Annotated in this window: 10 protein-coding genes; 3 read left to right on the forward strand and 7 right to left on the reverse strand. The window is 70.2% G+C overall.

The window, feature by feature from the left end:
* The 3 genes from SACAZDRAFT_RS07425 to SACAZDRAFT_RS07435 all read right to left on the reverse strand — a co-directional run.
* The coding region (locus SACAZDRAFT_RS07425; RefSeq protein WP_005440203.1) for an MFS transporter at window positions 1-1108 on the reverse strand (1108 nt) is incomplete at its 3' end.
* Between the two features lie 102 nt (window positions 1109-1210).
* Window positions 1211-2227, reverse strand: coding sequence for a PHP domain-containing protein (locus tag SACAZDRAFT_RS07430; protein ID WP_005440205.1), 1017 nt, complete (start codon window positions 2225-2227; stop codon window positions 1211-1213).
* Window positions 2224-2733 carry a metallophosphoesterase family protein gene (locus tag SACAZDRAFT_RS07435; RefSeq protein WP_005440206.1) on the reverse strand — a complete coding sequence of 170 codons (510 nt, stop codon included), beginning with the start codon at window positions 2731-2733 and terminating at the stop codon, window positions 2224-2226. Before SACAZDRAFT_RS07435 ends, SACAZDRAFT_RS07430 begins: the two co-directional genes overlap by 4 nt.
* A 270-nt stretch (window positions 2734-3003) precedes the next feature.
* On the opposite strand from SACAZDRAFT_RS07435, the gene SACAZDRAFT_RS07440 reads away from it, so the two are divergent.
* Together SACAZDRAFT_RS07440 and SACAZDRAFT_RS22375 are read left to right on the forward strand one after the other, a co-directional pair.
* Complete coding sequence (locus tag SACAZDRAFT_RS07440; protein WP_005440208.1) at window positions 3004-4905, forward strand: VanW family protein; 1902 nt, start codon at window positions 3004-3006, stop codon at window positions 4903-4905.
* Window positions 4906-4983: 78 nt separating this feature from the next.
* Window positions 4984-5172: a DUF5302 domain-containing protein gene (locus SACAZDRAFT_RS22375; RefSeq protein WP_005440210.1), complete on the forward strand. Its 189-nt coding sequence runs from the start codon at window positions 4984-4986 to the stop codon at window positions 5170-5172.
* 59 nt (window positions 5173-5231) lie between these two features.
* Here SACAZDRAFT_RS22375 and SACAZDRAFT_RS07445 read toward each other — a convergent pair whose 3' ends face one another.
* From SACAZDRAFT_RS07445 to SACAZDRAFT_RS07460, 4 genes are all read right to left on the reverse strand, one after another.
* Entirely contained in the window at window positions 5232-6305 is a 1074-nt protein-coding gene (locus SACAZDRAFT_RS07445; RefSeq protein ID WP_005440212.1) for a Glu/Leu/Phe/Val family dehydrogenase, read from the reverse strand.
* 169 nt (window positions 6306-6474) lie between these two features.
* Window positions 6475-7137 carry an enoyl-CoA hydratase/isomerase family protein gene (locus tag SACAZDRAFT_RS07450; protein WP_005445941.1) on the reverse strand — a complete coding sequence of 221 codons (663 nt, stop codon included), beginning with the start codon at window positions 7135-7137 and terminating at the stop codon, window positions 6475-6477.
* A gap of 212 nt (window positions 7138-7349) precedes the next feature.
* Window positions 7350-8309 carry an electron transfer flavoprotein subunit alpha/FixB family protein gene (locus SACAZDRAFT_RS07455; protein ID WP_005440217.1) on the reverse strand — a complete coding sequence of 320 codons (960 nt, stop codon included), beginning with the start codon at window positions 8307-8309 and terminating at the stop codon, window positions 7350-7352.
* Between the two features lie 35 nt (window positions 8310-8344).
* Window positions 8345-9130: an electron transfer flavoprotein subunit beta/FixA family protein gene (locus SACAZDRAFT_RS07460; protein ID WP_005440219.1), complete on the reverse strand. Its 786-nt coding sequence runs from the start codon at window positions 9128-9130 to the stop codon at window positions 8345-8347.
* A gap of 197 nt (window positions 9131-9327) precedes the next feature.
* On the opposite strand from SACAZDRAFT_RS07460, the gene SACAZDRAFT_RS07465 reads away from it, so the two are divergent.
* On the forward strand, window positions 9328-10197 hold the full coding sequence (locus SACAZDRAFT_RS07465) for a DegV family protein (RefSeq protein WP_005440221.1): 870 nt from the start codon (window positions 9328-9330) through the stop codon (window positions 10195-10197).
* The last annotated feature ends 143 nt before the right edge of the window (window positions 10198-10340 follow it).

Genomic DNA, 10340 nt, shown 5'->3' on the forward strand with positions numbered 1-10340 from the left:
CCAGGGCAGCGACCGCCAGCAGCGTGAAACCCGTCGCCACGGTGGTGCCCGAGATCAACGCTCCCAGGGCGACGGCACCGAGCCCCTGGCCCGCGTCGAAGGCGACGTTCCAGGCCACGCTCGCCTGCGCGGCCGGGGCCCTCGCGAACATCGCCACCAGCGCGTCGTTCTGCACGACCCCGAATCCCACGCCGAAGAGGGCCACCGCCACGACGGCGACGGCGGCGAGGCCGTCGGCCTCGGAGACGAGTGCGAACCCGAGCAGGCCCGCGCCGCCGACCGCGAGGGCGGGCAGCAGCATCCGGCCCGGGGCGGCGACCCGGTCCCCGTAGTGCCCCGCGAGCCAGCGGGTGAACATCGCCGCGCCCGGCACGACCAGCAACGCGGCCGCCGCGACGGAGGGGCTGAGCACGATCGGCAGGAACGTCGCGAGCGCACCGTAACCGGTGGACACCGCGAGCATCGGCAGCCACGGGCGCCACGTGGCGGCGGCGACGTCCACCGCCCCGCGCAGCCCGCCTCGTGCGGTGTCCCGCGGGCGCGACCGGGGCAGCCCCGCGATCGGCAGGATCGCGACGAGCGGCAGGACGGTGGCCAGCACGAACACCGGCACGAAACCCCAGTTCTCCGCGATCGCCGTGCCCGCGGGCAACCCGACGAGCTGGGGCATGCCCACGGCGAGGCCGTAGAGCCCCGAGCCGCGGGCGACCGACTCCGAGGGCAACAGCTCCGCGATCAGCGCGCTGGCACACACCGTGAGCAGACCGAAGCCGAGACCCCGGACGAACGACGTCGCGAGGATGGCCCCGGCGGACGGGAACACGGCCAGCAGCGGCGTGGGCACGCCGATCAGCAGCGCTCCGAGCACGAGCCCCGCGCGGTAGCCGAACGCGCGGACGAACGCGGGCACCGCGAACTGCGCCAGCACGGTGCTCGCCATGAAAACGCCGGTGGACGCCCCGGCGATCACCGAGCCCGCACCCTGCCGGACGGTCCACAGCGGCACCACGGGCAGCAGCAGCGCGAAGCCGGCGAACGCACCCACCGCGGCCGACAGCATCAGCACGAACGGCCGGTGCCGCAGCGGGGAGGCGGGCACGTCACTCACTGCGGAGGTACTGGGTATGGACACCCATCACTTCTAGTACGCCCGTACCCGTTTTGTCGAACACGGTGTCCGACACGGTGTCTCTCCGCGTCCTTCGCGACCTCAACGTTCCCTCGCCCAGCTCAGGAGTTCGTCGGCGGGCAGGGTGTTGACGACGTCCTCCACACCCACCCCGCACTCCAGCGCTCGCGCGCACCCGTAGGGCTGCCAGCCCAGCTGCCCGGGCGCGTGCGCGTCGGTGTCGATGCTGAACCGGCACCCCAGTTCACGCGCCCGGCGGAGCAGCCGCCGCGGCGGGTCCAGCCGCTCCGGCCGCGAGTTGATCTCCACGGCGACGCCGTTGTCGCGGCACGCCTCGAAAACGGCGTCGGCGTCGAAGTCCGACTCGGGTCTGCCCCTGCCCGTCACCAGCCGTCCGGTGCAGTGACCGAGGATGTCGACGTGGGGGTTCGACACGGCCGTGACCATGCGCTCGGTCATGCGGCGGCGTTCCATCCTCAGCTGCGAGTGCACGCTGGCCACCACGATGTCGAGCTCGGCCAGGAGATCCGGATCCTGGTCCAGCGATCCGTCGTCGAGGATGTCGACCTCGATCCCGGTGAGGATGCGAAAGGGCGTGCCCGCGTCCGCGTACACGGCGTTGAGCGCCGCCACCACCGCCAGCTGCTCACGCAGGCGTTCGGCGGACAGGCCGCGCGCCACCGTCAGCCTCGGCGAGTGGTCGGTGAGCACCACGTACTCGTGGCCGAGCTGGCGGGCCGCCTCGGCCATCTCCTCGATCGAGCTCCCGCCGTCCGACCAGTCGGAGTGCGTGTGGCAGTCGCCGCGCAACGCCGTCAGCAGCACTCCGCCGTCCGGCAGGTTCTCCGCGCCGCCCGCGACCTCGGTCAGGTACTCGGGCTCGCGCCCGGCGAGCGCGTCGGTGATCACGCCCGCCGTGGTCTTGCCGATGCCGCGCAGCTGCGTCAGGGTGCCCTCGGCGGCGCGGCGCTCCAGCTCGTCGTGGCTGAGCCCCTCCACCACCCCGGCGGCCGTGCGGAACGCCCGCACCCGGTAGGTCGGCGCGCCCGCCCGTTCGAGGTGCAGCGCGATCTGCCTGAGCACGCCCACGGGGCTCATCGTCCGGCCTTCCGGGGAAGTTCGTGCAGCTCCACGTCGTGCAGGCGCGCGTCGCGGACCGTCGCCGTCAGGAACGTGCACGCCGGTTGACGACGCCGGTCGGTCGGCGAGCCGGGGTTCAGCAGGCGCAGCCCGGCCGGGGTGGTCGTGTCCCACGGGATGTGACTGTGCCCGAACACCAGGACGTCGGTGTCGGGGAACCACTGGTCGCAACGCCGCTCCCGCCCGCGGGTCGGCCCGGTCTCGTGCACCACGGCCAGCCGGACACCGTCCAGCTCGACCCGCGCGACCTCGGGCAGCCGCTCCCGCAGCTCGGGGCCGTCGTTGTTGCCGTACACCGCCACCAACCGGGAGGCGGCCGCGTCGAGCCGGTCGAGCAGGTCGACCGAGACCCAGTCCCCCGCGTGCACGACGACGTCGGCGGCGGCGACCTCGCTCCACACCCGCTCGGGCAACCCGCGAGCGCGCTGCGGCACGTGCGTGTCGGAGAGGACGAGCACTCGCATGGAACCTCCACCCACCGATACGCGTCTTCTCGATGCCCGATCACTGGCGGGTACCCACAAAAACAGCTATCGCAATGAAACAGAATCGGTACATCGGCCGAGAGTCACGGGAAGCGGACTCGACAACCTGCGTTGACCGCGCGCACATGCGCCGTGACCTGCGGCAACACGGTGAACAGCGAGGCGGGGGCCTCATCGCAGAGGGATGGTTCCCCACCCGTATCTTGGCCTGCGGAGTTCTGGCCGAACGCCGGACGTGGAGGGGTTGCCTTGCAACAGGATCGACAATGGCCCGAGTCGCACAGCGAGGAGACGGACATTCTGCCGCGAGTCGACGCGCGGCAGTCTCAGCCCGACCCGAGCGCCACGGAGAGCACCCAGCACATCGCCGCGCACGACGCGCCGACCCAGCAGTTCTCTCCCACGCCTCCCACCGGTGCGACTCCCCCACCGGGACCTCCCGGTGACGCGGCCCCGGCTCCGTCGCGCCCCCGCTGGCGCAAGCCCGGCATCATCGCCGCGGCGGTGTTCGGCTTCCTCGTCCTGGTGTACGGCTTCGACCTCCTCATCACCAGCGGTGACATCCCCCGCGGCGTGACGGTCGCGGGCGTCGAGGTCGGCGGCATGAGCCGGTCCGAGGCCGAGAACACGTTGCGGGACCAGCTCGAACCTCGGCTCAGCGAGCCCGTCGCGTACAGCGCGGGCGAGGTGTCGGGCGAGCTGAACCCGAAGGAGTCGGGGCTCGCGCTCGACTGGCCGGGCACCCTCGACCAGGCCGGCGACCAGCCGCTCAACCCGTTCACCCGGATCTCGTCGTTCTTCACGACCACCGAGCTGGGTGTCGTGACGCAGGCCGAGCCGAACCAGTTCGACAACGCCATGAAGGCACTGCGCAAGGAGGTCGACCAGGAGCCCGTCGAGGGCGACGTCGTCTTCGAGGGCGCCACCCCGAAGGCGGTGGAACCGCGGCAGGGCCAGGAGCTGGACGTGGACCAGGCGAAGGAGACCATCCTGACGCACTGGGCCTCCGGCGAACAGCTGCAGCTGCCGGTCGCGTCCACGCCCGTGAGCGTGCCGATGGAGGAGGTCGAACGCGCCCTGCGCGAGGTGGCCGAGCCCGCCATGTCGGGGCCGGTCGTCGTCCACGGCGAGGGCGCCGACGGTGTGCTCGAACCCGCAGAGATCGCGGAGGGGCTCTCCTTCGAGGCCAGGGACGGCGCCCTCGTGCCGAAGATCGACCAGAAGAAGATCATCGCGGGTGTCGAGGACGAGCTGGCCTCCACCGAGAAGAAGGGCAAGGACGCCACGATCGTCTTCGAGGGCGGCAAGCCCACCGTGGAACCGTCCGAGGACGGCAACCAGATCAAGTGGGACGAGACACTCAAGCCGCTGCTCGACGTCCTGAAGCAGACCGACGGCCGTGAGCTGACGGCCACCTACGAGAAGAAGCCCGCCGAGGTCACCACCGAGGAGGCCGAGGGCCTCGGCATCAAGGAGGTCATCGGCGAGTTCACCACCGAGGGCTTCGCCGCCGACTCCGGCGTGAACATCCGGGTGGTCGCCGAGAAGGTCAACGGCGCGATCGTGAAGCCGGGTGACACCTTCAGCCTCAACGAGTTCACCGGCCCGCGCACCAAGGCGCAGGGCTATGTCGAGGCGGGCATCATCCAGGACGGCGCGCCCGGCAAGGCCGTGGGCGGCGGTATCTCGCAGTTCGCGACCACGCTGTACAACGCGTACTACTTCGCGGGCATGAAGGACGCCGGTCACCAGGAGCACAGCTACTACATCAGCCGGTACCCCAAGGGCCGGGAGGCCACGGTCTTCCAGAACCCGGACGGCTCCAGCGTGATCGATCTGCGGTTCACCAACGACAGCCAGCACGGCGTGGCGATCCAGACGATCTGGACTCCGTCGAGCATCACGGTGAAGCTGTGGGGCACCAAGCGCTACGAGGTCGAGTCGGTGCCCGGCGAGGAGACCAACCACGTGAAGCCGCCCACGAAGGAAGGTCCGAAGGAGGACTGCAAGCCGAGCGCGGGCGCTCCCGGCTTCACCGTCACCGACACCCGCATCCTCAGGGACGTCGAGACGGGGCAGGAAGTGCGTCGCGAGGAGCGCACGGTGAAGTACAACCCGCAACCGAAGATCGTGTGCAAGGACAAGGACTGAGTCCGTAATTGGGTGGCCTCCGCGAGACGCGCCTGCGAGAGTGGAGCAAAGCAGGATCGAACACTCGCGGAGGCTCCCATGTCCGAATCCACAGCGGCAGGAAGCGGGGGCCGGGACGACGACGTCAAGCGGCGGTTCCGGGAGGCTCTCGCGCGCAAGCAGGCCAAGAGCAAGGCCGGAGAGTCACACGCTGACGGCACGAGGAGTGCGTCCACTCCCCACGGCCCGCTTTCGCACAAACGCGACTTCCGCCGCAAGAGCGGCTGACGGCGCGACGAACACGAAACGGCGGCGAGGCATCTGCCCCGCCGCCGTTTCCATGCGGATCACCGGGTGAGGATCGACCTCAACCGCGACACCTCGGCCATGCGCCGCTCCGCCAGGCGGTCGGCCGCCGTCACCGGCGGCACTCCCTCCTCCTCGGCGAGGGCGAAGACCTTCTTCGTCGTCTCGTACAGCGCGTCCACCTTGCGGCGCGCCCGCGCGAAGTCGAACCCGCGCAGCTCGTCGCTGACCATGATCACGCCGCCGGAGTTCACGAGGTAGTCGGGCGCGAACAGGATGCCGCGCTCCTCCAGCAGCTTCTCCACGCCCGGATGTTCGAGCTGGTTGTTCGCCGCGCCGCACACGACCTTCGCCCGCAGCGCCTGGACCGTGGCGTCGTCGAGGGCCCCACCGAGTGCGCACGGAGAGTAGACGTCGATGTCGGACGCCACGAGCGCCGCGGTGTCGTCCACGACCTCCACCGACGGGTGCGCCGCGCGGACCCGCTCGATCGCGGCCTCGGAGACGTCGGTGACGACGACCTCGGCACCTGCCTCGACGAGGTGCCCCACGAGCAGGTGGCCGACCTTGCCGACGCCGGACACGCCGACGCGCCGACCGGTGAGCTCCGGGCTGCCCCACACGTGCTCGACGGAGGCCCGCAGTCCCTGGAACACGCCGTACGAGGTGAGCACGGACGAGTCGCCCGCGCCGCCGTCGTCGCGTGAACGCCCGGTCACGTGCGGGGTCTCGCGCGCGACCACGTCCATGTCGGTCACGTGGGTACCCACGTCGCAGGCGGTGATGTAGCGCCCACCGAGGGAGTCGATGAAGCGGCCGTAGGCCCGCAGCAACGCCTCCGACTTCGTCGTCGCGGGGTCGCCGATGATGACGGCCTTGCCGCCGCCCAGGTCGAGACCGGCGAGGGCGTTCTTGTAGGACATGCCCATGGACAGCGCCAGCACGTCGTGCAGCGCGTCCTCTTCCGAGGCGTACGGATAGAAGCGGGTGCCGCCCAGTGCGGGCCCGAGAGCGGTGGAGTGCACCGCGATGATCGCCTTCAACCCGGTGTGCGGGTCCTGGCAGTAGACCACCTGTTCGTGGCCGCCCTCGCGGCCGAATACACCTTCGGTCACGGTCGTGACTCCCTTGTCGTTGCCGTCGTCGCGTTCGTGGCGCGCTCCGGGTGCCGTGTTCGGTCGGCGGTGGATCGAGCCGGAAGGTTGTTCCGGCTGGTCACCGCCGCCTGCGAATCTAGCCCACCCGCCACGTCCGCCGAAACGGCCGACCGGAGGGAGTATCCGATCAGGACTCCGGCGACGTGGTGCGCAGAGCCGTGACGACGGACGCGAACATCGTCGACTTGATCGCACCGAGCGTGCCCTTGTCCTTGCCGGCCAGCGCACGGACGCGGTCGCTCGCGGCGTCCAGGAGTTCGTCCTCCGACGCGACGGCGTCGACGAGCCCGAGCCGCTCCGCGTCCTGCCCACCGAACCGCTGTGCCGTCGTCATCGACGCGATCGCGGCGGCGGGCGTGAGCTTGCCCTGGATCAGCGCCGCCATGCCCGGGGTGAACGGGATGTTGATGTCCGCCTCGGGGAAGCAGAAGAAGCCCCGGTCCGCGCGCATGACGCGGAAGTCGTGCGCCATCGCCAGCATGGCGCCCGCACCGAACGCGTGACCGTTGACGGCCGCGACCGTGGGCACCGGGAGGGTCAGCACCCGCGCGAACAACTCGTGCACGTCCCGCACGTAGTCCTGCATCCGGTCGGCGTGGGCCATGAGCCATTCCAGGTCGAGCCCGTTGGAGTAGAACTTGCCCTGCCCCGCCGTGACCAGCGCCGCGGGCCCGTCGTGCTTCTCGACCGTGTCCAACATCCCGTGAACGGTGTCCAACCAGTCCGGAGAGAACCGGTTCTCGTCCTCTCCGAGTTCCAGCACGAACACGGTGTCGCGGTGGTGCAGCATGGGCACGGCAGATCTCCTTCACGATCCACAAAACCTGGTCGGAAACACTAACAGAGCGCTTAGTCAGCTCTGCTCGTTCGGCGCCCGTGCCCGGCTGCGGCACGGCCGTTCGACGTGAGCGAAGGCCGCCCCGCCGCGCGGTGCGGCGAGGCGGCCTTCGGGAACGAACGACGAGGAACGGGCGCGACGTCGGTGCTCGCGCCCGGACTCGCTCAGCCCTTGCGCTTGGCGACCTCGTCGGTCAGCTGCGGGGCGACGGCGAACAGGTCGCCCACGACACCGAAGTCGGCGATCTCGAAGATCGGCGCCTCCGGGTCCTTGTTGACCGCCACGATCGTCTTGGAGGTCTGCATGCCCGCACGGTGCTGGATCGCACCGGAGATGCCCAGGGCGATGTAGAGCTGCGGCGACACGGTCTTACCGGTCTGGCCGACCTGGAACTGCGCCGGGTAGTAACCGGAGTCCACCGCGGCCCGGGACGCGCCCACGGCCGCACCGAGCGAGTCGGCCAGCTTCTCGACGACCTCGAACTGCTCGGCGGAACCCACACCACGGCCACCGGACACCACGATCGAGGCCTCGGTCAGCTCGGGGCGGTCACCCGCCACGACGGGCTCGACACCGGTGATCTTCGCCGACTTCGCCGGGTCGACGGCGGGCAGCGCCACGGTCTCCTCGGCAGCGGCGCCCTCGGCCTGCTCGGCCTCGACAGCGCCCGGACGCACCGAGATCACCGGCACGCCGCGCGTGGTCTTCGCCTTGACGGAGAACGCACCGCCGAAGATCGACTGCTCCGCGCTGCCATCGGCGTTCACGCCCACGGCGTCGACGAGCCAGCCCGAACCGATGCGCACGGCCAGCCGACCCGACACCTCCTTGCCCTCGGAGCTGGCGGCGACGAGCACCGCGGCGGGCGAGGCCTGCTCCACGACGGCGGCCAGCGCGTCGACCTTGGGGGTCACGAGGTAGGCGCCGGCGTCGTCCGACTCGGCCACGTACACCTTCGCGGCACCGTAGGCCGCCAGCGACTCCTTCGCCTTCGCGGCGGTACCGGGCGCACCGACGACCACGGCCGACGGCTCGCCGAGCGCACGCGCCGCGGTGAGCAGCTCGTAGGTGACCTTCTTGACCTCACCGTCGACGTGGTCGACGAGGACGAGTACTTCGCTCATGAGTTCTTTCCCTGCCTTGTCGTCGTTCGATGAAGTCAGATGATCTTCTGGGACACCAGGTACTCGGCGACCTTCGTGCCGCCGTCGCCCTCGTCGGCGACCTTCTGGCCCGCGGTCCGCGGGGGCTTCGGCGAGGCTTCGAGCACGGTGGTGCCGGCGTTGGCGAGGCCGACCTCGCCCGCGTCGACGCCCAGGTCCGCGATGGTGAGGGTCTCCACCGGCTTCTTCTTGGCCGCCATGATGCCCTTGAACGAGGGGTAACGCGGCTCGTTGATCTTCTCGGTGACGCTGACCACGGCCGGCAGGGACGCCTCGAGGTGGGTGATGCCGTCCTCGGTCTCGCGGTCCACCTTGATGGTGCCGCCCTCGACGGTCACCTGGCGGGCGTGCGTCAGCTGCGGCATGCCGAGCAGCTCGGCCAGCACCGCGGGGACGGCACCGCCACGGCCGTCGGAGGCCTCGTTGCCCGCGATGACGAGGTCGACGTCGCCGACCTTGCCCACCGCGGCGGCCAGCACCTTGGCGGTGGAGATGAGGTCGGAGCCGCGGAGGGCCTCGTCGGAGACGTGGACCGCCTTGTCGGCGCCCATGGACAGCGCCTTGCGGATCGCGTCGGTGGCGCGGTCGGGACCGACGCACAGGACGGTCACCTCGCCCTCACCGGCTTCCTTGATCTTGAGCGCCTCCTCCACGGCGCGCTCGTTGATCTCGTCGATCACGGCGTCGGCGGATTCACGGTCGAGGGTGTGGTCGGTCTCGTTGAGCTTTCGCTCCGAGTAGGTGTCGGGCACCTGCTTGACCAGGACAACGATGTTGGTCATGGGTCTCCTTCGGCGCACACGCAAGGCGTTACTGACCGGTAGATTAAGGCTCTTCCCACACGCTACGCCTGCCGAGGTGACGGTCTTCACCCGGATCCGCGAATTACTAGGACGATCGTCCCAATAGACTGCCCCTTCGGCGGATGAACACCCTTTGGAGCGGACTGTGCGCCGAAAGTCGCAACGGACTGCTTCTAATGGGTGGACGGAGCCGTTACCCTGCGGGCGTGCCAGTAACAGTGATCACAGACTCGACAGCTTGCCTGCCCGAGCAACTGGCCGCTCAGTGGGGGATTTCCGTCGTCCAGCTCTCGATTCGGGCCAACGGACGAGTCGACGACGAGATTCGCTTCGACCGGGCGGAGTTGGTCGACACGTTGCGCGCGGGGAAGCCGGTGACCACCAGTCCTCCGGACCCGGGAGCGTTCTTCTGGACCTTCCAGGACGCGGTGAGCGCGGGAGCGGACGCCATCGTCAGCCTCCACATCTCGCGCCGCCTCTCCGCCACGGCCGACGCGGCACGCGAGGCGGCGCAACAGGTTCGCGTGCCGGTCTACGTCGTGGACAGCGCCACCACCAGCATGAGCCTCGGCTTCGCGGCGCTGTCCGCCGCGCGCGCGGCCGCGGCGGGCGCCGGAGCGCAACGCGTCCTCGACGTCGCCCACCGCCGCTACCGCTCCAGCAGGGAGTTCATGTACGTCGACACGCTGGAGCACCTGCGGCGCGGGGGCCGCATCGGCGCGGCGGCGGCACTGCTGGGCAGCGCCTTCTCGATCAAGCCTCTGCTGACGGTCAAGGACGGCGAGGTGGCCCCGCTGGCGAGGGTGTCGGGCGCACGCCGCGCGATGTCCAAGATGGTCGATCTCGCCGTCGCCGAAGCGGGCGAGCGACCGGTCGACGTCGCCGTGGCCTCCGTGACGCCGTCGGATCGCGAGATGACACTGGTGTCGCAACTACGCGGGCGCATCCCGAAGCTGAACGACATCGTGCTGGTGCACGCCAGCACCGTGATCACCGCGCATGTCGGTCCGGGCGCCCTCGGCATCACGGTCGCACCCATCCCCTGAACCGGCTCGACCACTCACGACGTGGCACCCGAGAGGTGACGACCTCCATGACCCCGGGGTGCTACGCCCGCCGCGGGGAGCCGGTCGGCTACCGTGCCAGGCAACGGACGTGAGCGAACGCTCACGAGTCGATTGGGCCTGAG

It is taken from the genome of Saccharomonospora azurea NA-128, from assembly GCF_000231055.2.
GTDB lineage: Bacteria > Actinomycetota > Actinomycetes > Mycobacteriales > Pseudonocardiaceae > Saccharomonospora > Saccharomonospora azurea.

Excerpts from the sequence above, each read along its gene's own strand:
- SACAZDRAFT_RS07430 (WP_005440205.1), bottom strand. The coding sequence starts at position 2,227 with ATGAGCCCCGTGGGCGTGCTCAGGCAGATCGCGCTGCACCTCGAACGG.
- SACAZDRAFT_RS07435 (WP_005440206.1), bottom strand. The coding sequence starts at position 2,733 with ATGCGAGTGCTCGTCCTCTCCGACACGCACGTGCCGCAGCGCGCTCGC.
- SACAZDRAFT_RS22375 (WP_005440210.1), top strand. The coding sequence starts at position 4,984 with ATGTCCGAATCCACAGCGGCAGGAAGCGGGGGCCGGGACGACGACGTC.
- SACAZDRAFT_RS07450 (WP_005445941.1), bottom strand. The coding sequence starts at position 7,137 with ATGCTGCACCACCGCGACACCGTGTTCGTGCTGGAACTCGGAGAGGAC.
- SACAZDRAFT_RS07455 (WP_005440217.1), bottom strand. The coding sequence starts at position 8,309 with ATGAGCGAAGTACTCGTCCTCGTCGACCACGTCGACGGTGAGGTCAAG.
- SACAZDRAFT_RS07460 (WP_005440219.1), bottom strand. The coding sequence starts at position 9,130 with ATGACCAACATCGTTGTCCTGGTCAAGCAGGTGCCCGACACCTACTCG.
- SACAZDRAFT_RS07465 (WP_005440221.1), top strand. The coding sequence starts at position 9,328 with ATGGGTGGACGGAGCCGTTACCCTGCGGGCGTGCCAGTAACAGTGATC.